Below are 26,670 nucleotides of genomic sequence, written 5' to 3'. Positions count from 1 at the left end.
GTACTTAAGGCTTAACGTGCGAGCAGCAATTGCAGACGCGAGCCTACTTGCTGGGCGCGGTCGGCGAGATCGCCAATCCAGTTGATGACCTTGTACAGGAACATCGCATCGATCGGGGGCATGTCTTTTTCCACGGCGAACAGGGCGCTACGAATTTCGCGCTCAAGATCGTCGGCATCATGTTCGAGATCATCAATACTGTTGATCATTCCTTCAACAGATTTGACTTCATGGCCACCGAAACCGGAGCTAATCAGTTCGTCCAGCTCTTGCAGTGCTGTCAATGCCTGGGCAGATGTCTGCAGCGCGCTGCGGACAAACAGGCTCATCTGCGGCTGGATAGCAGCGGGTATCGCCATTTTGCGGCCGAGCATCAGGCCGGCGATATCCTTGGAACGGTTCGCAATCTTGTCCTGCATGCGCAGCAGTTCAAGCAGATCGGCTCTGGGGACAGGCAGAAAAATGCTGTTGGGCAGGTGCGTTCGAACCTCCTTTTTCATCGCATCCGCTTCATGCTCCAGTACAGCAATCCGCTGCTGGACGGCCGCAGCTGTTTCCCAGTCATCCGCCATCACGGCGTCGAAGAACGGAATCAGCTGAAGGGCGCAAGACTGTGCCTTGGCAATATGCTCCTGCATGGGTTTGAACGGCGAGCGTGCAAACATCTGCAGAATCGGATTATTGGTTACCATTGGGTATCCCTGTTGGTTGTCACGACTTCGGGCGCAAGTATAAATGGGCATAAAGCGGGGTTGTAGTAAAAGTGGAATATTTTTTTAACACTTTTGTGCCTGAGGTCTCTTTTGGTTGCCCGCAGGCGACGCTTATACAGAGCGCTGTCGGGCGGTTACACTCCCCCTCTAATCCTTAGAAACGGACGCATTCATGGCGCGGGAAATTGAGTTAAAGCTGAGTATAGATCCGCAGCAGGCGGCGGCATTCAAGGCTCTGCCGCTGCTGGCTGAATCTGGCGCGGCTGTTTGTCAGCGCCTGAATAACCAGTATTTCGACACCCCCGACCGTTTGCTGGCGCAGCATCGCGTGGGGCTGCGAATTCGCGAGCAGGGCGAGCGTTACATCCAGACCCTTAAAACCCGGGGGTCTAGCCACGGCGGGCTGCATCAGCGCAATGAGTGGGAATGGGATTTAGAGGCGCCCGAGCTGGACTACGACCTTCTGGCGACGGCGGACTGGCCGCAGGCGTTACAGGAGAGCGAGGCGCAGCGGCGCATAGTGCCGGCCTTCAGCACTGACTTTGAGCGCAGCACCTGGATGCTGAGGCCAGTCAGCACCAGCGGTGAGCAGGCCCTGATCGAACTGGTACTGGATCGAGGGCAGGTGAGCGCGACTCCGGTCGGGGGCGCCGTAGTAACGACGGCGCTGTGCGAGCTGGAACTCGAACTAAAACAGGGTTCGGCGGCGGATCTGTATCAGGTCGCCATGAGCCTGGCCGAGTCGGTGCCGGTATTACTGAGTGATATCAGCAAGGCCGAGCGCGGTTATCGTTTGCTGGGAGCAATGGATGAGCGCCCCGAGGCACCATTGGCGCCCGCCGAACCGAATTCAGTGGAGTCTTTTGCCGCTCTCGCCCAGGGCGCACTGACCCGCGCCAGCCGTGGGCTAGATGGCTGGCGTGGCTCCCAAGGCCTGGGGCAAGAGGAAGGCCGTGACTGGCCGGGGGCTGAAACTGCCGCCGCTGCCTGTCTGGAATTGCAGGCCTTGCTGCAATGTTTTGAGGAACTGTTGCCGTTAGCCGCCGAACTGCAGGCTCCCCTGGCGCAGTTGTGTCAGGGGCTTGAGCGTGCGCTGGGCTGGCGTCGACTGCAGAGCCGGTTGGCTGATACCGCAGCGCAGGCCTGGGCCGCGGCACAGGCACCGATTGCAGCGCGCGGGCTGGATGCGCTGCTGAGCGATCCCGCCACTGGTCGGGCACTGCTTGGCTATGGGGCCCTGTTGCAGCGCCTGTGATGCAGGCATGGGCTCAGCGAGTCGGCCTGTTGCGTCGACTCTGGTAAGCTTTGCAGACATATAAAACTAAAAACTTGGCCGCTTCAGGGAGTAGGAAACGCATGCTGGCACCGCAACTTGATCTGATACCGAAGCCGCTGCACGGGCTGGTTGAGCAGCATTGGCAGGCCCTGGCCGACGTGCTGCAGTCGCTGGCGTTTACATCTGGCCCGTTAAGGGCGCAGGAATTCGCGCGCCAGCTCAGTTGCGTGCTGGTGGGCAGTGACTATGTGGCCGAACAGTTGCAAGCATCGCCCGGTATGCTGCAGGGGCTGCTGGATCAGGGCGACCTTGTACGGGATTACCCCGCTGAGTACTACCGAGAACAACTGGCGGCTCTGCTTCACGCGGTAAGTGATGAAGCCGCTTTGCACCGCTGCCTGCGCCAGTTTCGCCAGCGCGAGATGGTGCGCATTATCTGGCGCGACCTGACCCGCCAGGCCGATATGCGCCGCACAACGCTGGAGCTGTCCTGGCTGGCGGATAGCTGCATTGATCTGACGCTGGAAAAACTCTATCAGGAAGCCTGTGAAAAATGGGGCACGCCGCATTCGCGCCCCGATGCCAAAGGGCAAACGCAGCCGCAGCGTATGGTGGTGCTGGGCATGGGCAAGCTCGGAGCCTTCGAGCTGAATCTGTCGTCGGATATCGATCTGATCTTCAGCTTTGGCCGCAATGGCACCACCCAGGGGGGGCGGCGGAGTCTGGAAAATCAGGACTTCTTTATCCGCCTGGGGCAGAAGCTGATTCAGGCGCTGGACAACATCACCATTGATGGCTTTGTGTTCCGCGTCGATATGCGGTTGCGCCCGTTCGGTTCGGCCGGCCCCCTGGCCTGCAGCTTTGGTGCTCTGGAAGCCTATTACCAGGATCAGGGGCGGGAGTGGGAGCGTTACGCCATGATCAAGGCACGGGTGGTGGCCGGGGATGTCGAGGCCGGCGCCGAGCTGCAGATGCTGCTGCGCCCTTTCGTGTATCGCAAGTACATCGACTTCAGTGCCTTCGAGTCATTGCGTGACATGAAGGAGATGATCAACCGCGAGGTGCGGCGCAAGGGACTGGAACAGAACATCAAGCTGGGGTCAGGCGGTATTCGCGAGGTGGAATTTATCGCCCAGGCGTTTCAGCTCATTCGTGGCGGACGCGATACGAGGCTGCAACAGCGCGAATTGCTCAAGATACTGCCATTGCTGACTGAGTTCGGCATGCCCCAGAATGCGATCGAAGAATTGCAGGTGGCCTATATCTACCTGCGTAACGTCGAGCACGCGATCCAGGCACGGGCAGACAAGCAAACCCAGGAGCTGCCTACGGAGGATGCCGATCGCCTGCGTCTGGCATGCAGCATGGGCGCAGCCGACTGGGGCAGTTTCAGCGCCGAACTGGAGTTGCATCGCAGCCATGTTCGGCGTCATTTTGCCGATGTCATTGCACCGAGCAAGAGTACCGATGCTGAGGTGCTGGAGGATGTGGCCGAGTGGCTGGCGCTCTGGGATGACGCGCTTGAGCCGGAAGTTGCTTTGCAGTATCTGGCTGAACAGGGCTTTGACGACCCCGCCCACAGCCTGCAACAGCTTAATGACCTGCGTAGCTCCCGTACCGTGGCCACCCTGCAGGCCGTGGCGCTGGAGCGGTTGCGCATTGTGATGCCGCAGCTGCTGATGGATGTGGCGACAGTGGACAACGCCAGCGAAACCCTGGCGCGGGTACTGCAACTTATCCAGGCGGTGCTGCGCCGTTCTGCCTACCTGGTGTTGCTGGCCGAGAATCCTGCGGCTCTGCGCCAGCTGGTCAGGCTCTGTTCCGGCAGCGCCTGGTTCTCCGACAAGCTGACGCGCCTGCCTATCCTGCTGGATGAGCTGATTGATCCGCGTACGCTCTATGCACCGCCTGACAAACAGGCGCTTCAGCGCGAACTGCAACAGCATCTGGTGCGTATTCCGCAGGAAGATGTCGAGCAGCAGATGGAGGCACTGCGCTACTTCAAGAATGCCCATGTTTTGCGCGTGGCAGCCTCCGATATCACCGGTGCGCTACCGCTGATGAAGGTCAGCGACTACCTGACCTGGACTGCAGAAAGTATTCTGGAGGCGGTGTTCGACATCGCCTGGCGCCTGCTGGTGGAAAAGCATGGTGTGCCCCAGAAAGCGTCGGGCGAGCTCTGTGATCCTGATTTTGTCATTGTGGGTTATGGCAAACTGGGCGGGATTGAGCTGTCCTACGGTTCGGATCTGGACCTGGTGTTCCTGCACGATGCGGACCCCAATCTGTCCACCACGGGGGCGAAACCGGTGTTTAATAATGTGTTTTTCACCCGCCTGGGGCAGCGCATCATTCATATTCTCAGTACCTTCACCGCCGGTGGCCTGCTGTATGAAGTGGACATGCGGCTGCGTCCTTCGGGCAATGCCGGCTTGCTGGTCAGCCCACTCAAGGCCTTTGCCGAGTATCAGCACAAGGAAGCCTGGACCTGGGAACATCAGGCGTTGTCGCGGGCGCGGGTGGTGGCGGGTTGTCCGCGTTTGACCCAGGCCTTTGAGCAGGTGCGGGCCGAGATTCTGTCCAAGCCGCGGGACCAGGCTCAGCTGCGTCAGGAGGTGTGTGACATGCGCAGCAAAATGCGCAATCACCTGGGCAGCAAGCAGGCCAGTGATGATGCACAAGCTGTGTTCAACCTGAAGCAGGATCAGGGCGGGATAGTGGATATCGAGTTTCTGGTGCAGTACTGCGTGCTGGCCCATGGCGGCCGATATCCGCAGTTGCTGGAATTTACCGACAATATCCGCATTCTGGATGCGGCTGAGCAGGCTGGCCTGTTTTCAGCGGCGGATGCCGAGAGTTTGCGCGATGCCTACAAAGCCTACCGCTCGGTAGGACATCGCCTGAGCATGCAGGAGCAGTCGAGCGTGATTGCCGCCTCGGAAATGGGTGACTATCGCGCTGCGGTGAGCCGCATCTGGACGCAGGTAATGGAGCCGTAAGCCGTAAGCTTAAAGTTGACAGCTGACAGCTCTAGGCTGATAGCTTTACCGTCACCTCCGTACGATCGCAGGAGCTGCGCCTCGCAGCGAAGCTTTTGGGGGGTAGATGGCAAGGTAAGAGCAGGTGCAAGGGAGAGAGCAGTTAGTAGCCTGGAATGAGCTTGCGAATTCAGGGAAAGGAGCTCCAAGCGAGTTTCGAGGATGTGGCTGCGGTTGTCGGACTTCGCACGCTCGGTCCCCGGAATTCGCCCGAGGTTCATTCCAGGCTACGTGGCCGATCACACGCTTTGTCATTCGTTATTGGTGATTGGTAAGCCGTAAGCCGTAAGCCGTAAGCCGTAAGCCGTAAGTTTAAAGCTGACAGCTCTAGGCTGATAGCTTTACCGTCACCTCCGGACGACCGTAGGAGCTGCGCCTCGCAGCGAAGTTTTTGAGGGACAAAACGCAAAGCGCCAGACATTGCAGCCTGGCGCTTTTTCGTTTATTGCCCGCAGTGTAGCGCCGATCAGATGCTGGTGAGCCAGCCGTGCTTGTCTTCGGCCTTGCCCCACTGAATATCGTTCAGTGCCTGGCGCAGTTTTACCGTGGTGGTACCAACGCCGCCGTTACCGACCGGGTATTCCTTGCCGTGGTAGATCAGGGTGCCGACTGGCGCCAGTACCGCAGCGGTGCCGGACAGTGCCGCTTCGCAACCCGGTTTGGCGGCGCGCTCAAGCAGTTCGTCGATGCTGAGTGCGCGCTCGGAGATTTTCATGCCGCGGTCCCGCGCCAGCGTCAGAATGGAGTCGCGGGTAATGCCGTGCAGGAAGCTTTCGTCCAGCGCTTTGGTGATGATCTCGTCGCCGTCGATCAGCAGGAAGTTGGCAGCACCGGTTTCCTGGACATCGCCACCGGGGCAGAACAGTACCTGGTCAGCCTGGGCTTCAGCGCGGGCCTTCATGATCGGGCGCAGGGCGCCAGCGTAGTTGCCGCCACTCTTGACCATGCCCATGTGCGGCGGGCAGCGCATGCCCTGGTCATCGATCAGCAGACGCAGCGCCTTGTCGCCACCGGCGAAATAGTCACCCACTGGCGATAGCAGCACGTACTGGCACGAGGTCAGGGAGGGGACGGCGGCCTTGCCAATGGCAGGCTCGGTGCCAAAGTGTGTCGGGCGTATATACATGGAGCCCGGCGGCGCCGGCACTTCGTCGGCAAAGCGCGCTACGATCTCGGTGATCATGGCGGTGGTGGCCGCAGGGTTAATACTCGGCAGCGCCAGCAGCTCGGCGCTCTGGGCAAAGCGGGCAATGTTCTGGTCCATGCGGAAAATCTTGATGGAACCGTCTGCATGGCGAAATGCCTTCAGGCCTTCAAAACAGGTGCTGGAGTAGTGCAGGACATGAGCGCCAGGGTGCAGCTGGATGCTGTCGCTCGATACCACCTGACTCTCACTCCAGCCAGAGCCATCAAACCAGGAAATTGCCATTTCTGGCATAAAAAGTGAGCCGAAAGCCGCCATACTGACCATCCTAAAACAAGTGCAGAAAAATAGAGTCCTCGCGGAGGCAGGAGTGATAGAGCCATCGCAGATCTATATACAGGACGCTAGATTGTAAGCATCCTCAGGGAAAATGGAATTGCCTGGCGCGTAAAAATTCGACCAGCGTCGATATTTCGGGCCTGCCTGGCATCGCTGTTGCCGGGGTTTGGCCAAATTCGGCGCCTGTGCGTGGGTCTTTGGCGGGAATTTGATTATCATGGTTAGTCGGCCGGTGTCAGGCGCGTAATCCACAATCACAACTTGCGCCGGTAATTTTGCCCGTAACTGTCGCCCGTAAAGGCAGACTCACAACAGGACGCTTAGTGACCCATATCTGCATTATCAGCGACGGCAAGCCAGGGCACCTTAACCAGTCGTTGGGGCTGGCCCGTGGGGTGCAGGCGTTGCAGCCCGGAGCGGTGATCGAAACCCGACCACCGTTGAGTCCCTCGCAGCTGATGCAGGCGTTGCTGGGCCGACTGAAATGGCCGCACCCCAAGCCCTCATTGCTGATCGGCGCCGGTCACGGTACTCATCTGAGTCTGCTGGCGTTGCGCAGGAATTGCGGTGCTCCCGCCGTGGTGCTGATGCGCCCCAGCCTGCCGCTGGGCTGGTTTGACCTGTGTCTGATTCCGGAACATGACCGCCCGCCTGTGCGTAGCAATGTGATCAGCACCCAGGGTGCGCTCAACCGGATGCAGCCTGGTTCCAAGGCCCCCGGTTATGGCCTGATTCTGCTAGGGGGGCCGTCGAAACATTTTCAGTGGGATGAGGGCCAGATTCTTGCGCAGCTGCATTCATTGCGTGAGCGCGATCCACGTCACTGGCGTGTCGTGACCTCCAGACGTACACCCGTATCAATGCAGCAAGCGCTGGCCGCCATGGCGGATATTGAACTGGTATTGCCCGAACAGACCGACGCCGGCTGGTTGCCTGCGCAGTTGGGTGTGGCGCAGTGTTGCTGGGTCAGCGCCGACAGCGTGTCCATGATCTACGAGGCCCTCAGCGCTGGCTGTGCCGTAGGACTGCTGGATCTGGAACCCGCCGCTGACAGTCGTGTGGCGCGGGGCGTGGCGAGCCTGTTAGAGCGCGGCCAGGTGACATCGCTGGCGCAATGGCAGGGGCAGCCGTTGCGGGCGCCGGAGCAGGGGTTCAATGAAGCGGGGCGCTGTGCCCAGATGCTGCAGGAGCGATTTTTTTTATGACGGTTGTGCCGTTATTACTCGCAGACAGGCCGGCAACAACGGCAATCGGTACTTAATCGGGGCCCTTGCGCTGCGCCACGTTGGGCGCAGGTCTTGAGTGGCTGCAGCCGTACCGCTTTATTTGCTGTGCCTTATCTGCTGATAGAACTGTGCATAGCGTTCGACTATAGATGCCTTGCTGTAGCCATTGGCGTAGACATCGCTGGCGCTCTGAATGAGGTGCTGGCGCAAATCATCGCTTTGGAGCACTGAGTTCATAGCCTTTGCCAGCGCCTTTGCATCGTCAATCGGTGTCAGCAGGCCGCTGACGCCATCGGTAATCGATTCTCCCGGGCCTTGGGAGTCTGTAGCGACGATCGGGCAGCGGTGCGCCCAGGACTCCATGACGATAGAGCCCAGGCCTTCATGGCGTGATGGGCAGACAAAGAGGTCTGCGGTGCGCATCAAGGCGGTTACGTCTGTACGCCAGCCGAGGAAGCGCACGCGTGATTCGAGGCCCAGTTTGGCGCACAGAGCCTTCAGGTTCTGCTCCTCCGGACCTGACCCCGCCAGCCAGAGGGTTACACCCGGCATTTCAGTCAGACTGTGCAGCAGCACATCGAACGCCTTGTTCACGTGCAAGCGCCCGGCCGCGAGGATCAGCGGTTGATCCAGCGGGGTGTTGAAGCTGTCGCGGGGTATCGGATCCACTTCGCGTTCATCGGCAAAGTTGGGAATATGCACAATGCGTTCGGCCGGGAAACCGCCGTCGGTCATGTGCTTGCAGATCCCCTTGCTGATTCCCACCCAGTAATCGGCATGGCTGTAGTACTTCAGCTTGTAGTAATGGCCGAGGCGGCTGACGAGCGTATATTGCTGTGAGTTCGGGGTGTATGCGCTGGCACGGCCCATCCAGGTCATGACAATCTCGGGTGCAAAGGCCTTGAGTGCCTTGCGAAACTGGTGCCGATCGAGCAGGTCCAGCCCGGATCCAAAGCGAAAACCCTGGGTCTCGACGCCGGCTTGCTGCAATGATTCGATGCGGTGGGCGTGCTTGCGGATGAGTGCCTTGACCTCGAGGGACGGGTGCTCATGCAATCCGCTGACCAGGCGAACAAAGAAGTTTTCCGCACCGCCCTGAGCGCCTCCGGCCAATATTTGGGCAACGCGAATCGGGGAATCAGTCATATCGATTAGCCTTGGGAGTCAGGGGTGGATGTGGGGCGGGCCGTGGCCATGCCATGGTTGCCGGGCTTTTCGCCGCGTGCCTTCTTGGCCAAAATCTGTTTGATACGGACATGGAGGTTGGCAATCTTGCGCTCGACCTTGGCCTGGCGCAGTGACTTGGGAAGCCGGTAAAAAGGAATAATGTTCGGGCTTCCGAGTCCGTCGATGACGACAAGCCGGCTGATCCGGCCACCGGCATCCTTCTGTACCAGAATGTTGTGCAGCAGCAGGTCCCGCGACGGAATTTGCAGCTCGCGCCAGCGTGTACAGAAGTGCTCAACGGCGCTCTGGCAGTCCTGGGTATAACCTTGGAACCAGATATGTGCCTTTAGCGTCTGGGAAATTTCGCCATCGGCGTCCCGCACCAATTCCAGTACCAGGCCAGGGCCGAAGTCAGTCTGCTCGAAGCCGTAGCAGTGGCTCACATGCTCGAAGGCACTGTCACCGAGTTGACGGGCCAGCGAATTCATCACCTCGCATTCTTCGCGATTGTCATCGAAATGGCTTAGTGGCAGCAGGTTTTTCGGAAAGCCCTTTTTGCGGCGCAGATCCACCAGGGTGAAGTCTGGCCGGCGCACCTTGATGCAGCGGTGCTTGTCATTCGGGTGGACAAAGCAGAGCCGATTACCACCCTGTGCAAAAGGGCGCAGGGTACTTAGCGCCAGTGTCATTTCAGCGTGCCGTCCAGGTTGATGTCCTGTGCCCAGCAGTAGGGGTGGCTGAAAGCAGCCTGGGTGCCGGCCTCGACGATGTACTGCGCGTATAGCGTTGAGTTGATTTCCTGGTGGAAGAACTCCCGTGTCGCTTTTGCCCAGGCCTGACGTTTGGCGTCGTCGGCGTGGAATTCGCGGATGCTTGCAATCAGGTCCGCTTCCTCCTGGAAGTAGACCAGGGTTTCAGCGGGTAGCAACTCGTCGAAGCGGCCTGACGCATGGGTAAATTGGAGGATGCCGTTACCCGCGAGCTGCGCCATGCGTGCCGACGAATACCAGTCAACGCCTTCCTGACGGTTGAAGTTAAGTCCCATCTTGCTCGCCTGCAGCGCCCGGTCGTAGTCGCGACCCCAGACCGGCGGTTCGTTGAAACTGCCGAACGTCTTGAAGTCCATGATCGGGTCGAGCTGCTCTTTCATCCGCGCGATCATCTCGAGGCGCTTGGTGAAGTTCTGACTGTTGCTGCAGAAGATCAGATCGATCGGCAGGTCGGCCGTGGCTATTGCCGAATTGTCGAAACACTCGACAGAGGGCTCAACCGGGTTGGGCATATGATAAACCCGTGCCCGGGAACCCTCGAACTGGGTCAGCTCGCGCCGCCCGGTAGAGATAAATACCGCATCGGTGACCTTGGCGCGGTACTTGATACGTTCGACATTGGAGGGCACGAACAGGGGGTCATTATTGCAGTGAATGATGGCACAGTTCGGAGCCATGGCCCTGACCGCTTCCAGCGTCTCGTTGGTGATCAGGTCGCAGTGGCCCGCGATCAGCAGATCGGGTTCGAAGGCTTCAACGGTCTCCAGCAGGCGCCGGTTGGCCTTTTTCTTGCCCAGGTCACGAATGCCAAAGGGCGCCTCGAATGCGGCCACATCGCGGTCGCTGAAGGTCTGCACCAGGTGATCATTCTTGATCAGGCCAAAGGTGAGCTTTTGGGCCCAGCTGACGCGGGTGTGACCGTATCTCTTCAGCTGCTGGTAGGCGACGTGGAGTACTCTCATTCTGATCTGCCGTAAGTTAGGGATAAATTGCAAGCTGTCCGACTGCTGCAGCTCAGGCCTGGCTTAATAGCTGGCGATATACCGCCAGCGTAGCCTCTGTTTGATACTGCAGATAGAACTGCTCGGGTAACCTTATATCGGCCGAGTCTCGGCGTAACAGTTCATCTGCGCGCTGGGCAAAGGCATCAACATTATCCGCCTCGACCAGGCCATCGGGGAAGGCGGCATGCAAAGATTCACTGGCGCCTCCGCGATCATACGCGATGACCGGGCATTCGCAAGCCAGCGCCTCGGGTACGGTGCGGCCAAAGGGCTCGGCCTTGTTTGACAGGTGGCAGGTAATATCGGCCAGGCGATAAAATGCCTGAATATCTGAGCGGTGGCCGACAAAGGTGACCTGCTCGTCCAGTCCCAGGGCCTGGCGTTTGTCGAGCAACTCTTTAAGGTAGTGTTGCTTGTTCGCTTCGGCTGCACCAACCACGATGCCGTGGCAGTCCGGCCGTATCTGCCCCAGCCGCTGCATCACATCGAGAAACGCCTCCTGGCCTTTCCAGCGCGACAGGCGCCCAGGCATCAGCAGGAGTCGTTTGCCTCGCAGCTGCGGGTACTCGTTAAACAATTGTTCCCGCCAGGCGCTGTCGTCGCCTTCCTGATGGAAGACGCCAGGGTCGAGGCCGCGATAGACACGGGTGATACGTTGCGCAGCTATGCCGTAATTCTGCGTGATGTAGTCATGTACGCAGTCCGAGATAGCGATAATATGTTCGGTCTTTGTCATAATGGCGCTGTAGGCGTTGACCGAATACATGCCATGTACGGTACTGACCAGGCGAGGCCTTGTCGCGGCAGGTAGCTTGCGCCAGGCCAGCCAGGCGATCCAGGCCGGAGCGCGCGAGCGCACGTGTATGATGTCGGGCTTGAGTTCCGCCAGCAGGCGCCGCAGCGGTCGCACCTGTGCCAGGGAGCGCAGCGATTTGCGGTGAACGGGCATCCGGATATGACGGGAGCCCTCTGCCTCGAGGCGTTCAACCTGGCGGCCGCCATTGGAGATGACGATCGATTCATGGCCGCGTGCAACCAGCTCGCGGGCGAACTCGACCGTGCCGCGCTCGACGCCTCCGGCATCCAGGGCGGGGAGGATTTGGATGATTTTCAATGGCGTATCGTCTTCCATTTGCATCTATTTCAAGGCAGTATAGGATTCAAATATGTCAGAATATCAAATAATATTTGTTTTGTATCCGGCCAGTAGAACAGGGGCAGATGGTACTGCAAATAAAACCATCGTGACCTGAACATGAAAATCGTCGAAAAAATCAGAAAAATTCATTTGCAGCTGACTGTGCTTATAGATAATAAGCTAAAGAAAAAATCTTCTGTGGCCGAGATTTCTCCTTCCTGTCGCTTGCAAAAAGGTGTGGTGATCAGCTTCGGTAAGAAAGGCGCTCTGCATTTTAGAAATAATGTGAAGGTTAAAGTCGGGTCTGTATTTGAATGTCAAGGAATTATAGATATTGGTGATGGGTCTGTGGTCGGCGTATATAACTGGTTTCAGGCTGCTGGCCGTATAACGTTGGGGCGTAATGTGATCATAGGCTCTCACTGTAATTTTATTGCATCTAGTCACTCTTTTAGTGAAAAAGGTAAAGATTTCAAATACCAACCCTTGAATAAAGGTGATATTGAAATCGGAAATAACGTATGGATAGGTAGTCATGTGACTATTCTTAATAATGTTAAAATTGGTGATGATGTGATAATCGGTGCACACAGTCTGGTTAATTCAGATATACCGAGTAACTCCATCGTTGTCGGCTCTCCTGCGCGAGTTATTAAAAAGGTGTGGGAGTAATTCGTGAATAAAAAAATTCTTTTTACAGTGGCCGCTCACGTCACAGATCGCCCTGAAAGATGGAAGCATGTTGCCAAAGCCTATCAGGTGCTGGCTGGTTCTTTGAAAAAGCTGGGTCATGAAAGTTGCTTCTATGTGCACCCGAAGTCGGTGCATGGACGTCTCAAGCGTAAGGATTATGTACTGACCAATGAGCTGGGCCTCCCTGAATTGTTGATTAGAGAAAAACCGGACGTTTGCTTTATTTGGGGAGGCCGTACGGATGCAGATCGAAAAACGGCCGATTTGATCAAAGAATATAGTTCTAACTGCAAAGTATTGTATTCCGAGGCCGGATGGTTTCCCCAACGTGATCGTATATATTTCGATAATGAAGGGACAAATGCCGAGGCTAGTTTTAGCAAGAAATTGATTGTTGGTGAAATAATAACTGAGCGAGATCGACAGAATTTTTTGCGTATGCGGAATCGGATTGTTCGGCGAGACCTTGGGTTACATTTTTTCTCACAAGTTTCTGAATTTAAAATTGAACCTCCCGATACAATAAAAAAAATACTTGTTCCTTTGCAGGACGAAAATGATTCAAATATTCGCTACTCTTCGCCATTTAAAACGATGAGATCGTTTGTTGAATACTTGTCGAATAGTTACCCTCAGTATCAATTTGTCGTTCGTCAGCATCCGAGAGCACCTGTGGATAACCTTCCTGTTCTCGCTAACGTTGAATACCAGGATAAGTCTGTTGATCTATTTAAACAGTTTGATGAGATAGGCCTGGTCATAGGTATTAACTCGACAGTTTTACTGCAAGCCGCTATGCATAATAAGACAGTTATTGCTCTTGGCGAAGGGATTGCATCGACGGGCGGCTGTGTTTATTCAATGGATGTTAATAAACCATTGCCTGACTTTGATGCGCCTCTTGTTGATACGGCAGAGGCCGAAAAAAGACTGGCATTTCTACTCGTCAAGCGACAAATGAATCGCCGCAAGCTGGCAAACAAGCGGTACGTGAAACAGTCCTACCTATACAGCTTGATTAATGATGAATGATATAACGGTTATTATTGTCTCCTATAACAGTGCCAACGTGATTTTAGATTGCCTGGGTGATTTTATTGATTCTATGTCGAGGCAGGTCACTGTTGTTGATAATGCGAGTAGAAAAGGTGATGTCGAGAAGCTAGAAAAAGCTTTTCCGCATCTAGATATATTGCGCCTGGAACATAATTTTGGCTATGGACGTGCCGCCAACGCGGCGTTAAAAAATATAAAAAGTCGCTACGCTCTGCTTATTAACCCCGATATTCTGATCACTAAGCAGCAAGTGTCTGATCTTCTGTTGCAAGCTTCCAGTTATCCACAGGGTGCTATTTTCGGCCCGGCGACTAGCCGCAAGCATTATCAGAATGATAAACCAGCTGAAACCAAAGATGCGATCAGCGGTTCATGCATGCTGTTGGATATGGAAAAGCTAAAGCCTCTTGGCTTTTTCGACGAGAAGATCTTCCTGTTTTCAGAAGAGGTTGATCTTTGCTGGCGTGCACGTGCCCATGGGTATCAGGTGTTATTGCTGCCCGGAATCTATGCTGAGCACCTTGCCGGTCAGTCATCCGGGAGCTCGGATGCGGTTGAATATATGAAAAACTGGCACTTTGGTTGGTCCCGCTCCTATTTTTACCGCAAGCATCAGCTGGATCAGGGTAAGAAATCGTTAGCCAGGCGCTATTGGATGTACGCGTGGAAAGCTTTAATTGCCCGTAGGCATTATGATCAGGTCAAATATAGGGCTATTCGCGATGGCATCCGTGCCTTTAAAACCGGTGAGGCTGCGTTTTTGGCGGACGGCATGACACCCCAGGTAGCTCCGGGTACTGCGAGAAACCCTTATTCAGGGGGCTGAGGTTCTCTGGGTATTAATAGCTCGTCAATGATGTAGGCCTCATTGCCGAATAGCTTGCGCTTGGCGCGCCGGAAAGTGCCAGGCATTTGTCCAAAGTCAATTGCCTGATAACCCCTCTGTGCAAGGTCGTGGGCCAGAATTGTCGCGGTCGGGCCTAGCACGGGCATGATGAGGTACTCACCCTTGTCATACTCTGTGATACGTTTGACGATATCGTCATATTCGTTGAAGGCGTTTTTAGCTGGCGCATAGAGGAAGTCAACGGATTGGGCGTTATTGAACAACTCCTCTTCGAATGTGAAGCGACTGTTGGTACCCACTACCAGCAGTATTTTTCGTCCGTCCCAGATTTGCTTGATCAACTGAATTCTTGCTACCAGGGCTTCGCGGCTTTCATCCGGCAGGACGCGAAAGGCGCCCATTGAAGGGTAGTCTCTCTCCAACTCAAGTAGCTGCAGCACTTCGCGGCCAATGCGAATAATAAATTTTTGCCAAATTCGACCCAGACCGTCGAAGTCCCGCACTGGGTGGATCGCTATCAGGGTATTAGGTTCGCGGCTATGCAGCACCTCCAGCATGCGGTTATTCAGAGCAGTGTTGACGTCCTGGAATGATTTGTGACGTTCACCTACCATTAGCTTGAATTCACCGTCACCAAAGCGGCAAATACTGGAACGGTGCTGGATAATATGCTGGAGCGTATCTTCCTCACTCCAGACTCTGGGGTAGCGGGCAACGAAGGTTTCGATATCATCGCGATACAACGAAATAATACGACCATCAAAGTACTCTCGAAAACGAGCTCGACCTTTGGCGCTGAGCATAAACGGGGCGCCGAGGATAGCGATGTTGCGAAACAGAGCGCGCAGTACTTTCTTTTTAATCGTAGACATTCGCCGTTAGTGTCCTTCAGCTGTAATAGTCGTTGTTTCTGTGTCGGCGAATGAAACGCTCTAACTCCGTTTCAATCGTGCAGTGCTGGCCATACTCGAGCCTTTGCACCTGTGCTTCGCTTAGGCCTTTTAAATCGCAGGTTATGGCAGTCACCTGCAGTGATTTGGTTAAGGTGCAAACCAGATCGCTACTGTCGCGGGCTGAGTCGTGCTCGCTTCAAATTGCCTGGCAGCAAGACATAAGGTTAGCGCCAGACGCAGTTTCAAGTCCCAGATGCCTCAGTACCGAATCAGTTAGGCTGCTGCCGCCCGCGCACAGTATATGCAAACCTGCCTTTGAATGTCAGCGTAGGGCGCGAGATTTAGCCAGCTTGCCGCTGCGCCTATCTGTCACCAGCTTTGTGAACAGGTCCTTATAGTGCTGCATAATGATGGGCTGGGAAAACCCGCTGCGGTACTTTTTGGCGCCATTCTCAGCCAGTTGCCGGGCGAGAGGTGAGTCATGTAGCAGGCGGTTGACCTCGACGGCGCAACGCTCGGCGTCATCTACTGGAAACAGCAGGCCATTGTGTTCGTGCTCGATCAGCCATGAGGGCCCAGTGCTTGTTGCAGCGACTATGGGTGTGCCCGTCGCCCAGGCTTCGAGAATGACATTTCCCAGAGGCTCGAAACGGGAGGGAAACAGGCACAGGTCGGCAATTTCGAACAGGTGGTGAATGTCCTTGCGCAACCCAAGGAACTGGACGCGCTTGGCTACACCCTCGGACTGTGCCAGCGCCTCCAGCTGGTCTCTAAGTTCGCCGCTGCCCACGATCAGCAAGGTGGCATTGGGGATTTTCGTCAGAGCTCGTATCGCAGTATCCTGAGCCTTTTTTTGATGCAGGCGGCCCAGCGTCAATAGCACTTTATGGCCCGCCGGTATACTTGGGAGAGGGTCATCGACACTCAGCGCCGGCGGCAACTCACCAAAGTTGGATATCATGGATACTCGCTCTTCTGGCCAGCCACTTTCGACTACGTGGCGTACCAGGTCGGGTGTATTGACGATCAGATAATCACATTTTTGATAATTGGCTATATCGTAATATCCGCCGAGTCGTCCAACGACAACAGCTTTTGTGGGGGGGCACTTGCGTGAGGCGCGATTGACCCAGGTGACAATCAGGTCGGGTTCAAAGGTGTCGACATGACGTTTGAGCATGGTGTTGTACAACAGGGGTTTACTGAAGATCCCCATAGGCAGCGTCCGATAAGTGACCGCTGCAGTCTGCAAGCGGGCTTCCCGGGATCCTTGGGCTTCGATGATTAATTGTTGTTCAATAGAGGGGTCGGTTGCAAAGGCAGCGGATACTTTTTCAAAGTAGGTCTCGGCTCCTGCCTCTGATTGCGATAATAAAATCTGCATTACCTTCATACTGGCACCGAGTTTATTTTTTATTCGAAGCAGTGGCCTGAGGGCCACCAACATAGTTTTTGCCTGGAGGGATGTCAAACGCTGGATTTTACAGGCCAGACTCTCTTGTATTTGTGACAGATATTGATGCAGTTGGCTTCACCTGTTGAGAGCATCTTGAGGCGCCGCTGCACCCACATAGGCTGTGGTGGGTTTTTCCGGTCCGGGAGTCCCGAGCAGTAAGGCGGGGTGGGGTCGTCTGTGTATAATGAGCGGCTGTGATTACGGAATAATGCGGGTCTCAATGAATAAACAACAGCAACCGGCAGCCGAGCACAGCAGCTGGGTGGTTTACAAGCGTCTGCTGGTTTACGTGAAACCCTACTGGTTTGCCTTCGTTATCAGTTTCCTGGCGTTTGCACTCTATGGCGCCTCCCAGGCGTTATCGGCAAAGTGGCTCGAGCACGTGATCGATGCGATCGAGCAGGGCGCACTGGAAAAACGAACCTTGCTGGCGCTGGCGGTGTTGGGCATTTTTCTGATGCGAGGCGTCGGTACTTTTGTTGGCAGCTACGCCATCAGCCATGTCGGTCGCGAAGTGGTGCATAGCTTGAGGACCGAGTTGTTCGACCGCATGCTGACGCTGCCCAGCGACTATTATCAGCACAGTTCTAGCGGCGAAATGCTGGCGAAGCTGACCTATAACGTTGATCAGGTGACCGGGGCTGTCACCAATGCGGTCAAGACGGTTCTGCGCGAAGGCTTGACGGTCATAGGTCTGTTTGGGTATCTGTTTTATCTCAACTGGAAGCTGACGCTGATTTTCATTGCAGCGGCGCCCTTTATCGCCGTTGTCGTGACGGTGGCGTCCAAGCGGATGCGCAAGCTGAGTCGCCGTTTGCAACAGTCGGTTGGCGACATTACCAGCGCCGCATCCGAGACCATCAAGGGCTATCAGATCGTCCGTATTTTCGGTGGCACCGAGTTCGAGCGCAGCCGTTTTCATGCCGCCAGCGATCGAAATCGCCGCCAGTTCATGAAAATGGTGGTCACCCAGTCTCTGAATACGCCGGCGGTGCAGTTTCTAATCGCCATGGCACTGGCGGGTCTGCTCTATATCGCAATGCACCCGTCGGTGATGGGCGTCATGAGTACCGGCGCCTTCGTTGCATATTTGACGGCCGCTGGCCTGATCACCAAACCGTTACGGGCTCTTAGCAATCTAAGTACTGTCATTCAAAAGGGTATCGCCGCATCTGAGTCGGTGTTTTCGGTCATTGACGAGGCACCGGAGCAGGACAACGGTCACTACAGTGTCCAGCGTGCCAGCGGCGAACTCAGTTTCGACAAGGTTGGCTTTCGCTACCGGGATGACAGCGAGATGGTGTTGCACGATCTCGACCTGCATGTCCCCCGCGGGAAAACCGTCGCGCTGGTTGGGCGCTCCGGTGGCGGCAAGTCGACGCTTGCTTCACTGCTGCCGCGCTTTAATGCCGGCTGGAGCGGCCGTATTGAGCTCGATGGCATACCGCTGGAGGAGTACCGGCTCGATAATCTGCGACAACAAATAGCGCTGGTTAACCAGCACGTGGTGCTTTTCAACGGCTCTATTGCAGATAATATCGCCTACGGTGTCATGGCGGACTGCAGTGATGAACAGGTGCGTGCTGCGGCCGAGGCGGCGCATGTGATGGAGTTTGTTGATCGGCTACCCGAAGGACTTCAGACCGAGGTCGGCGAGGGCGGGCTGCTACTTTCGGGGGGGCAGCGGCAACGTATTGCTATCGCCCGGGCAATCCTCAAGGATGCGCCTATCCTGATTCTCGATGAGGCGACCTCGGCACTGGATACTGAGTCCGAACGCCATATCCAGGAAGCGCTGGAGCAGGTCATGGACGGACGTACAACGCTGGTCATCGCCCACCGTCTGTCCACCATCGAGAAGGCTGACTTAATAGTAGTGCTGGAGCAGGGGCGTATCGTCGAGCAGGGAGGGCATCAGGAATTGCTCGAACAGGGGGGCGCTTATGCTGCGCTCTATCGTATGCAGTTCGCGGACGCCTGAGGGCGCGAACTGCCTGGCACGAAATTCGGGTTGAAGGGTGTCACAGTACCCGCCGCGGGAAGGTGCGGCGGGGAGTTAGTCAAGGGGTTAGGAGTCTCCCCCGAACAGGTCACGGGTGTACACCTTGGCTTCCACATCACGGAGCTCGTCGGTCATGCGGTTGGCAACGATCAAATCGACGCGGGTCTTGAAGGCGTCCAGATCCGTTATCACTTCGGAGTGGAAGAATTCGCTTTCCTGCAGCACAGGTTCGTAGATGACGACCTCGATCCCCTTGGCCTTGAGCCGTTTCATCACGCCCTGAATTGCCGAGGCACGGAAATTGTCGGAATCAGCTTTCATTACCAGGCGGTACAGGCCAACGATTTTGGGTTCACGGCGCAGAATTGATTCGGCAATGAAGTCTTTGCGCGTGGTGTTGGAGTCGACGATGGCCCGGATCAGGTTGCTCGGTACGTCGGCGTAGTTGGCTAGCAGCTGTTTGGTGTCTTTGGGCAGGCAGTAGCCGCCATAGCCAAATGACGGGTTGTTGTAGTGGCTGCCAATGCGCGGATCCAGGCTTACGCCTTCGATGATCTGTCGGCTGTCCAGACCGTGGGATTCGGCGTAAGTGTCCAGTTCGTTGAAATAGGCGACGCGCATCGCCAGGTAGGTGTTGGCGAACAGTTTGATGGCTTCGGCTTCGGTACTGTCGGTGAATAGTGTCGCCACCTCCTGTTTGATAGCGCCCTGCTGCAGCAGGGTGGCGAAGGTCTTGGCCCGCTCACTACGCTCGCCGACGATAATGCGCGATGGGTACAGGTTGTCGTGCAATGCCTTGCCTTCTCGCAGAAACTCGGGAGAGAAGATCAGGTTATTGGTACCTAAGGTCCGTTTAAGTTCGGCAGTATGCCCGACCGGGATGGTGGATTTGATCACCATTACAGCCTGCGGGTTGATCTCCATTACATCGCGGATAACGGCTTCGACACTGGATGTGTTGAAGTAGTTGGTCTGCGGGTCGTAGTCGGTGGGCGTGGCGATAATGACGAAGTCGGCGTCCTTGTATGCTTCAGCCTTGTCGAGTGTTGCGCGCAGGTTGAGTGATTTTTCCTGCAGGTAGGCTTCGATCTCGATATCGACGATCGGTGAACGTCGTGAGTTGATCAGTGCGACCTTCTCTTCAATAACATCAAGGGCGACCACATCGTTGTGCTGTGCCAGCAGCACGGCATTCGAGAGGCCTACATAGCCGGTTCCGGCAACTGCAATTTTCATACGCAATGTGTACCTGTTTGTAAGCTCGTTTAGTCTGGATGATAGCACCCAGGTGCGCTTGCCACGTTGTAAACAGTTAACGGTGGACAAAGACGCAGAGGGGGTTCAGGCAGAATATGCACGTAAGCAGCCTGGTTGTCGAAAGTGCAAGTGCGCAGGGCATACATGCATCAGGCGCTTTTCAAGGCTTCGAGCACTCTATGCAAATCCGCCCGCCAATCGGGTTGTTCAATGCCAAAGGCTTGCTGCAGCTTGCTGCAACTCAGTACTGAGTTGGCAGGGCGCTTGGCCGGGGTAGGGTAGTCGGCGGTGGTGATGGCGTTGATCTGCGGGGATTCTGACAGCAATCCCAACTGCTGCGCCTGCTCGAAGATAGCAACAGCGAAGTCGTGCCAGCTACAGGACGGAGTGCCGCTGAAGTGATAAACCCCCCAGGGCAAGGTGCCGCTGGCGGCGTAGTCACGGGCGACTTTCCACAGGGCCTGGGCGATGCTTATGGCAGCGGTGGGGGCTCCGTATTGGTCGGCAACAACGCCCAGAGTCTTGCGCTCCTGGCCCAGGCGCAACATGGTTTTGACGAAGTTATTGCCCGTAGCGCCAAATACCCAGCTGGTGCGCAGCGTTATATAGCGGCTGCAGTGTTCGGCCAGTGCCTGCTCTCCAGCCAGTTTGCTGGCGCCATAGACCCCGGTGGGAGCTGTGATGTCGGCTTCTGTATAGGCTGCTTGGGCATCGCCGGAAAAAACATAGTCGGTGGAAATGTGTAGCAGCGGAATGCCGGCGCGCTCTGCGGCCTGGGCAAGCAGGCCTGTGCCGTCTCGGTTAACGGCATAGGCGCGCTCGCTGTCACTTTCGGCTTTATCCACAGCGGTGTAGGCCGCGGCATTGATGATGAGCTGCGGCTGCAGTTGGGTCACCGTGCGTGCAACCTGGTCCGAATCGCTGATATCCAGCTGTGCCGACCCCAGCCCCGTGACATTGAATTCAGCCGGAGCCAGACGTATGAGTTCGGCACCAACCTGACCCTGGGCACCGGTAATTAAAACACGCATGCCTAAGTTCCTTGTGCGAGCAGTTCGCGCAGTGTCGGGTTAGCCTGATCCTTGGCGGAGAGCTTGGGTGCTTCGATAGGCCAGGGAATATTAACCTCGGGATCGTTCCACATGAGCCCGCCTTCATCCTCAGGGAAATACAGATCCGTACATTTATAGGTAAAGTCAGCGAAATCACTCAGCACGCAGAACCCATGGGCATAACCCGGCGGCACCCAGAGCTGGCGGTGGTTCTCGTCGGTCAGTTCAACGCCGACATACTGGCCACAGCTGGGCGACTGCGGATTAATATCCACGGCCACATCGTAGACAGCGCCACGGCTTACGCTGACCAGTTTTCCCTGCGGCCGGGTACGCTGAAAGTGCAGACCGCGCAGTACCCCACGCGGTGAGCGCGAGTGATTATCCTGCACAAAGGGAAGTTCTATACCGGCTTCGCGATAACGCTCTACCTGGAAGGTTTCGACAAAAAATCCACGCTGATCGCCGAAGACCTTTGGCTCTATGATCAGGACGCCCGGCAGTGCGGTTTCGATGACTTTCACTTGGGTGTCCCCTGTGTCAGCAAACCTTGCAAATATTGACCATAACCGGTCTTGCTCAGTGCGGCGGCCTGGAGCGCCAGCTTGTCTGCTGAGAGCCATCCCTGGCGATAAGCGATCTCTTCCAGGCAGGCGACCTTGAGCCCCTGCCGTGCTTCGATCGTTTGCACGAAGTGACTGGCCTCCATCAGGGAATCGTGGGTACCGGTGTCCAGCCATGCAAAGCCACGGCCGAACATGCTCACATGCAGATCGCCGCGCTGCAGATAGGCATTGTTAACATCGGTAATTTCAAGCTCTCCACGGTGTGAGGGCTTCACCTGCCGGGCAATTTCAATCACTGAGTTGTCATAGAAGTACAGGCCGGTGACTGCGTAGTTGGACTTCGGTGCCTTGGGCTTTTCTTCAATGGACATGGCCTTGCCGCTGGCATCGAACTCAACCACGCCAAAGCGCTCCGGATCGGTGACGTGATAACCAAAGACAGTCGCGCCTGTTGTGCGACTGGCGGCTTCACGCAGCATGGCGCTAAAGCCGTAACCGTAGAAAATATTGTCGCCCAGGATCAGGCACACATTGCTGTCGCCAATGAAGTCTTCGCCGATCAGGAATGCCTGGGCCAGGCCATCGGGTGAGGGCTGTTCGGCATAGGTCAGTTCAATGCCAAATTCAGAACCATCCCCCAGCAGCTTTTCGAAATTCGGCAGGTCTTCAGGTGTGGAAATGATCAGCACTTCGCGAATACCCGCCAGCATCAACACAGACAGGGGGTAATAAATCATCGGCTTGTCGTAGATCGGCAGCAGCTGCTTGGATACGCCCCTTGTAATCGGGTGCAGTCGTGTGCCGGAGCCTCCGGCGAGGATGATGCCCTTCATGTACAACTCCTTGAATTAAAATTCACAATGCCGAAAAAATAAGCCAGATATAAATCCGCTGTTAAAGGCGACACATTCAGGCCTCTTCGCCTAAACGACCCAGGCGATATTCGCCATTCAGCACCCGTTCCCACCAGTCGCTGTTGTCGAGGTACCACTGCACTGTCTTGCGGATACCGGTCTCAAATGTTTCCTGTGGCACCCAGCCTAGCTCACGCTCGATCTTGGAGGCATCAATGGCATAGCGCAGGTCGTGCCCCGGGCGGTCCTTAACAAAGGTGATCAAGTCACGGTAATGCGCAACGCCTGCTGGCTTCTTGGGAGCCAACTCCTCCAGCAAGTCACAGAGTGTCTGCACGACTTCAAGGTTGCGTTTCTCGTTATGGCCACCAATGTTGTAGGTCTCACCGACAGCACCTTTGGTTACCACCTCCACCAGCGCCCGAGCATGATCTTCCACATACAACCAATCCCTGACCTGAGCGCCGTCACCATAGACCGGCAATGGCTTGCCATGAATGGCATTGAGAATGATGTGGGGAATCAGCTTCTCGGGAAAGTGATAGGGGCCGTAGTTGTTCGAGCAATTTGTCACCAGCACCGGCAGGCCATAGGTGCGCTGCCAGGCGCGCACCAGATGATCGGAGCTGGCTTTGGACGCTGAATAGGGCGAGCTGGGTGCATAAGGCGTAGTTTCGCTAAAGAGGTCGTCGACGCCCTCCAGATCACCAAATACTTCATCGGTAGAAATATGATGAAAGCGAAACGCGTTCTTCTGTGCTGCCGGCAAGGCACTCCAGTAACGGCGTGTTGCTTCAAGCAGGCTGTAGGTGCCGACAATGTTGGTCTGAATAAAGTCGGAGGGGCCATCGATAGAGCGGTCAACATGGGACTCTGCCGCCAGATGCATAATGGCAGAAGGCTTGAACTGGGCGAGTGCCGCATCCAGCGCCGCGCCGTCACAGATGTCCACCTGATAGAAGTGATAGCGGGGCGAGTCAGCCACAGAGGCCAGCGACTCAAGATTACCGGCGTAAGTGAGCTTGTCGAGGTTAGCGACCTCAGTGGAGGTGTTGTCGATCAAGTGGCGAACTACCGCTGAACCTATGAAGCCGGCGCCGCCAGTCACTAATATTTTTTCGATCACTTGAAGCCTCAGAGCTTGGTTAACAAGGGCGGATCATACTAAGTGTAGAACCTGCAGAATGGTCACGCTGCCGCACAGCATCTTACTATGAGTTCCCTTGGCTGTTGGGGTACAAGTCTAGGCTGCCTGGGATTTTAACTTCGCTGGTTCCGCAGCAAGTTAACTGGCAAGAAATCTCAGTCCATATTCCGGTAGAGATAATTTTTCCCCTCGGGATGTGTTTTGAATCGCTTGTGAACCCACATGTACTGTGCAGGATCCTTGCGGATGGCGCGCTCAAGTTCCGCATTGATACGCGCCGCATCGGCGGCTTCATCGCCGCTGGGAAAGGGTTCTATTACCGGAAGCAGTTCGAGCTCATAGCTGTTATCGGGCAGGCGGTGCTGGGCCAGCATCAGAATGGGGGAGCCATTTAGCTTCACCATGCGTGTGGTGGCCGTGATGGTGGCTGCCTGCACACCAAAGAAGGGCGCATAGACCGATTGCTTGAGGCCGAAATCCTGATCAGGGGCGTACCAGATAATATGGTTTTTCCTGAGTGCCCTAATCACCGAGCGAATGTCCGAGCGCTCAATGGCCTGGCCAAAATAGCGCCCGCGCCCGCGGGTGATAATGTCTTCCATCAGCGGGTTGTTGTGGCGTCGGTACATGGCATCCGCCGGATAAAACTCCGAGAACAGGAGGCCCCCGAGATCCAGCGTCGAGAAATGCGCGCCCAGTAGTATGACACCCTTACCCTTCGCAAGGGCGGCATCCATATGCTCGCGGCCCTTGAGCACAGTACGGCGCCGGAACCAGTCTTTGGGGGACCACCAGGCCATGGCGGTCTCGAATGCGCCTATGCCGTTATTGCGAAAAATATCCCTTATCAGGCGTTGCTGTGCAGCGGCATCCAGCTCGGGGAAACACAGGCGTACATTCACCTGTGCGACATGTCTGCGCTCACGGGCGACCCAGTACAGCAGGTTACCGAAGCTTCGGCCCAGCGCCAGTTGTGCCTTGTAGGGCAGGCGATTGAGTAGCCATAACAGCCCCATGCCGAGCCAGGTCAGCCAGAAACGCGGATGCCAGTACGGGGGCTGTGGTTGGTCTTTGCGCGCCATGTGCTTACCATGCTTTTAGCCGGGAGATGGGCTGCATTTTACGGCTGCGCGGTCCGATCGGCAAACCGCGCGTTCAAGGGTTGATCGGGGTCTAACTCCTGATAAAAAACTGCAGGGCATTCGACGGCTCCCGATTTAGTCATCCATGTATAATGTGCATCGAAAACAACGGAATCGATGCGATCATTGATGAGCAAACAACAGTCAGCCTCAACCGAATTCAGCAGCTGGGCGATTTATCGCCGTTTGCTGGTGTATGTAAAACCCTACTGGTTTGCTTTCGTCGTCAGCTTTGTGGCCTTTGGAGTATATGGTGCCTCCCAGGCACTGTCGGCCAAATGGCTTGAACACGTGGTAAATGCGGTCGAAAAAGGTGACCTGGAGCAGCGTGGTGTACTGGCGCTGGCGGTGTTGGGTATTTTTGCGTTGCGTGGTGTGGGGACCTTCGTCGGCAACTACAGCATCAGCCATGTGGCGCGCCAGGTGGTGCACGGTCTGCGCACGGATCTGTTCGAGCGGATGCTGGCGTTGCCCAGCAGCTATTATCTGCAGAATTCCAGTGGCGAGCTGCTGGCCAAGCTGACCTACAACGTCGAGCAGGTCACGGGCGCCGTCACCGATGCCATCAAAACGCTGCTGCGTGAAGGTCTTACCGTGATCGGTCTGTTCGGTTACCTGTTTTACCTGAACTGGAAGCTGACGCTGATTTTTATTGCGGCAGCCCCCTTTATAGCCGTGGTGGTCAGCATTGCCTCCAAACGCATGCGCAAGCTGAGTCGGCGTCTGCAGCAATCGGTAGGCGATATAACCAGCGCAGCGTCCGAGGCTATCAAGGGTTATCAGATTGTGCGCATCTTCGGGGGCACCGAATTTGAGCGCAAGCGTTTCAATGATGCAAGTGATCGCAATCGCCGCCAGTTTATGAAAATGGTGGTGACCCAGTCGCTTAATACGCCTACGGTACAGTTCCTGATTGCCATGGCGCTGGCGGGGTTACTCTTTACGGCGATGCACCCGGACGTAATGGGCGGCATGAGTACGGGGCAGTTTGTGGCTTTTCTTACTGCGGCTGGGCTGATTACCAAACCGCTGCGGGAATTGACCGATATCAGCACCAAGGTACAAAAAGGTATAGCTGCAGCCGAGTCGGTATTTTCGATTATGGATGAAGCCCCCGAAAAGGATACCGGCCAGCAGCAGGTGGATCGCGCACGGGGCGAACTGAGTTTTAACAAGGTGGGTTTTCGCTATGGCGTGGATGCCGACCCTGTATTGCATGATCTTGAGCTGCAGATAGCCCCGGGCCAGACGGTAGCGCTGGTCGGGCGCTCCGGCAGTGGCAAGTCGACCCTGGCGTCCCTGTTGCCGCGTTTCGGTGATGGCTGGACGGGGCAGATTCTGCTGGATGGCATACCGCTGGAACAGTATCGGTTGAGTAATCTGCGCGAGCAGATTGCCCTGGTCAATCAGCAGGTTGTACTGTTCAACGGTACCATCGCACAGAACATTGCCTACGGTGCCATGGCCGCCTGCAGCGAGGCGCGGATAGAGGCGGCAGCTGAGGCGGCCCATGTGATGGAGTTTGTTCGCCGCCTGCCGCACGGGCTCAACACCGAAGTCGGGGAAAGCGGTTTGCTGCTCTCCGGCGGCCAGCGCCAGCGCATCGCCATTGCCCGGGCCATTCTGAAAGATGCCCCCATACTGATTCTGGATGAAGCCACCTCGGCCCTGGATACGGAATCCGAGCGGCATATTCAGGATGCGCTGGATCAGGTAATCAAGGGACGCACGACTCTGGTCATTGCTCACCGACTTTCGACCGTTGAGAAGGCGGACATGATTCTGGTGCTGGATCAGGGGCGTATTGTCGAGCAGGGTTCCCATGCAGAGCTGATCGAGCGCGAGGGTGCCTACGCCCAGCTGCATCGCATGCAGTTCGCGGACAACTGA

General features: G+C 56.1%; 22 protein-coding genes. 8 read left to right on the top strand and 14 right to left on the bottom strand.

What is annotated here, in order from left to right:
• Positions 1-11 precede the first annotated feature (11 nt).
• The gene (locus tag MPRO_RS02455; protein WP_067286522.1) at positions 12-692 is read right to left on the bottom strand and encodes a TIGR00153 family protein; all 681 of its coding nucleotides are present in this window, start codon (positions 690-692) and stop codon (positions 12-14) included.
• 193 nt (positions 693-885) lie between these two features.
• Here MPRO_RS02455 and MPRO_RS02450 point away from each other — a divergent pair, with 193 nt between their 5' ends.
• A complete protein-coding gene (locus MPRO_RS02450) occupies positions 886-1,968 on the top strand; it encodes a CYTH domain-containing protein (protein WP_067286520.1) in 1,083 nt (360 codons plus the stop codon).
• A 101-nt stretch (positions 1,969-2,069) separates the two neighbouring features.
• A complete protein-coding gene (glnE, locus tag MPRO_RS02445; protein WP_067286518.1) occupies positions 2,070-4,988 on the top strand; it encodes a bifunctional [glutamate--ammonia ligase]-adenylyl-L-tyrosine phosphorylase/[glutamate--ammonia-ligase] adenylyltransferase in 2,919 nt (972 codons plus the stop codon).
• A gap of 505 nt (positions 4,989-5,493) precedes the next feature.
• On the opposite strand, the gene MPRO_RS02440 is transcribed toward glnE, so the two are convergent.
• Positions 5,494-6,489 carry a branched-chain amino acid aminotransferase gene (locus MPRO_RS02440; protein WP_067286516.1) on the bottom strand — a complete coding sequence of 332 codons (996 nt, stop codon included), beginning with the start codon at positions 6,487-6,489 and terminating at the stop codon, positions 5,494-5,496.
• A 344-nt stretch (positions 6,490-6,833) separates the two neighbouring features.
• On the opposite strand from MPRO_RS02440, the gene MPRO_RS02435 reads away from it, so the two are divergent.
• Complete coding sequence (locus MPRO_RS02435) at positions 6,834-7,715, top strand: mitochondrial fission ELM1 family protein (protein ID WP_067286514.1); 882 nt, start codon at positions 6,834-6,836, stop codon at positions 7,713-7,715.
• 117 nt (positions 7,716-7,832) lie between these two features.
• Here MPRO_RS02435 and MPRO_RS02430 read toward each other — a convergent pair whose 3' ends face one another.
• From MPRO_RS02430 to MPRO_RS02415, 4 genes are read right to left on the bottom strand one after another with little or no spacing between them, the layout of a single operon-like run.
• Complete coding sequence (locus MPRO_RS02430) at positions 7,833-8,882, bottom strand: glycosyltransferase (protein ID WP_067286511.1); 1,050 nt, start codon at positions 8,880-8,882, stop codon at positions 7,833-7,835.
• A 5-nt stretch (positions 8,883-8,887) separates the two neighbouring features.
• Positions 8,888-9,592, bottom strand: a complete 705-nt coding sequence (locus tag MPRO_RS02425; protein ID WP_067286510.1) for a YrbL family protein — start codon at positions 9,590-9,592, stop codon at positions 8,888-8,890.
• Positions 9,589-10,635 carry a glycosyltransferase family protein gene (locus tag MPRO_RS02420; protein ID WP_067286508.1) on the bottom strand — a complete coding sequence of 349 codons (1,047 nt, stop codon included), beginning with the start codon at positions 10,633-10,635 and terminating at the stop codon, positions 9,589-9,591. The genes MPRO_RS02425 and MPRO_RS02420 overlap by 4 nt, the downstream gene beginning before the upstream one ends.
• Before the next feature lie 52 nt (positions 10,636-10,687).
• On the bottom strand, positions 10,688-11,815 hold the full coding sequence (locus tag MPRO_RS02415) for a glycosyltransferase family 4 protein (protein WP_245635011.1): 1,128 nt from the start codon (positions 11,813-11,815) through the stop codon (positions 10,688-10,690).
• A 117-nt stretch (positions 11,816-11,932) separates the two neighbouring features.
• On the opposite strand from MPRO_RS02415, the gene MPRO_RS02410 reads away from it, so the two are divergent.
• From MPRO_RS02410 to MPRO_RS02400, 3 genes are read left to right on the top strand one after another with little or no spacing between them, the layout of a single operon-like run.
• Positions 11,933-12,487 carry an acyltransferase gene (locus MPRO_RS02410; protein WP_067286506.1) on the top strand — a complete coding sequence of 185 codons (555 nt, stop codon included), beginning with the start codon at positions 11,933-11,935 and terminating at the stop codon, positions 12,485-12,487.
• A 3-nt stretch (positions 12,488-12,490) separates the two neighbouring features.
• The gene (locus tag MPRO_RS02405; RefSeq protein WP_067286505.1) at positions 12,491-13,540 is read left to right on the top strand and encodes a capsular polysaccharide export protein, LipB/KpsS family; all 1,050 of its coding nucleotides are present in this window, start codon (positions 12,491-12,493) and stop codon (positions 13,538-13,540) included.
• On the top strand, positions 13,530-14,390 hold the full coding sequence (locus MPRO_RS02400; protein WP_082708402.1) for a glycosyltransferase family 2 protein: 861 nt from the start codon (positions 13,530-13,532) through the stop codon (positions 14,388-14,390). The genes MPRO_RS02405 and MPRO_RS02400 overlap by 11 nt, the downstream gene beginning before the upstream one ends.
• Here MPRO_RS02400 and MPRO_RS02395 read toward each other — a convergent pair.
• A complete protein-coding gene (locus MPRO_RS02395; protein WP_067286501.1) occupies positions 14,375-15,283 on the bottom strand; it encodes a GT-D fold domain-containing glycosyltransferase in 909 nt (302 codons plus the stop codon). The two genes, MPRO_RS02400 and MPRO_RS02395, sit on opposite strands and share 16 nt — an antisense overlap.
• Positions 15,284-15,626: 343 nt before the next feature.
• Positions 15,627-16,697: a glycosyltransferase gene (locus tag MPRO_RS02390; RefSeq protein WP_067286561.1), complete on the bottom strand. Its 1,071-nt coding sequence runs from the start codon at positions 16,695-16,697 to the stop codon at positions 15,627-15,629.
• Positions 16,698-16,980: 283 nt separating this feature from the next.
• Here MPRO_RS02390 and msbA (MPRO_RS02385) point away from each other — a divergent pair, with 283 nt between their 5' ends.
• The gene (gene msbA / locus MPRO_RS02385) at positions 16,981-18,741 is read left to right on the top strand and encodes a lipid A export permease/ATP-binding protein MsbA (protein WP_102136253.1); all 1,761 of its coding nucleotides are present in this window, start codon (positions 16,981-16,983) and stop codon (positions 18,739-18,741) included.
• A gap of 87 nt (positions 18,742-18,828) precedes the next feature.
• Here the strand turns inward: msbA (MPRO_RS02385) and MPRO_RS02380 are convergent, their stop codons facing one another.
• The 6 genes from MPRO_RS02380 to lpxL all read right to left on the bottom strand — a co-directional run bounded on the left by MPRO_RS02380 (position 18,829) and on the right by lpxL (position 24,720).
• On the bottom strand, positions 18,829-19,998 hold the full coding sequence (locus MPRO_RS02380) for a nucleotide sugar dehydrogenase (RefSeq protein ID WP_067286496.1): 1,170 nt from the start codon (positions 19,996-19,998) through the stop codon (positions 18,829-18,831).
• Between the two features lie 170 nt (positions 19,999-20,168).
• Positions 20,169-21,050 carry a dTDP-4-dehydrorhamnose reductase gene (gene rfbD, locus MPRO_RS02375; RefSeq protein ID WP_067286494.1) on the bottom strand — a complete coding sequence of 294 codons (882 nt, stop codon included), beginning with the start codon at positions 21,048-21,050 and terminating at the stop codon, positions 20,169-20,171.
• 2 nt (positions 21,051-21,052) lie between these two features.
• Entirely contained in the window at positions 21,053-21,595 is a 543-nt protein-coding gene (gene rfbC / locus MPRO_RS02370; RefSeq protein WP_067286491.1) for a dTDP-4-dehydrorhamnose 3,5-epimerase, read from the bottom strand.
• Positions 21,592-22,470, bottom strand: a complete 879-nt coding sequence (gene rfbA / locus MPRO_RS02365; protein ID WP_067286489.1) for a glucose-1-phosphate thymidylyltransferase RfbA — start codon at positions 22,468-22,470, stop codon at positions 21,592-21,594. The genes rfbC and rfbA overlap by 4 nt, the downstream gene beginning before the upstream one ends.
• Positions 22,471-22,546: 76 nt before the next feature.
• Positions 22,547-23,617, bottom strand: a complete 1,071-nt coding sequence (gene rfbB / locus MPRO_RS02360) for a dTDP-glucose 4,6-dehydratase (RefSeq protein ID WP_067286487.1) — start codon at positions 23,615-23,617, stop codon at positions 22,547-22,549.
• A 176-nt stretch (positions 23,618-23,793) separates the two neighbouring features.
• Entirely contained in the window at positions 23,794-24,720 is a 927-nt protein-coding gene (gene lpxL, locus MPRO_RS02355; RefSeq protein WP_067286485.1) for an LpxL/LpxP family Kdo(2)-lipid IV(A) lauroyl/palmitoleoyl acyltransferase, read from the bottom strand.
• A gap of 189 nt (positions 24,721-24,909) precedes the next feature.
• Here lpxL and msbA (MPRO_RS02350) point away from each other — a divergent pair, with 189 nt between their 5' ends.
• Positions 24,910-26,670, top strand: coding sequence for a lipid A export permease/ATP-binding protein MsbA (gene msbA / locus MPRO_RS02350; protein ID WP_067286483.1), 1,761 nt, complete (start codon positions 24,910-24,912; stop codon positions 26,668-26,670).

Source organism: Marinobacterium profundum, from assembly GCF_001528745.1.
GTDB classification, from domain to species: Bacteria; Pseudomonadota; Gammaproteobacteria; order Pseudomonadales; family Balneatricaceae; genus Marinobacterium_A; species Marinobacterium_A profundum.
Note: the sequence above shows the minus strand (reverse complement) of the source record. Positions and strands in the feature narration are given on the sequence as shown.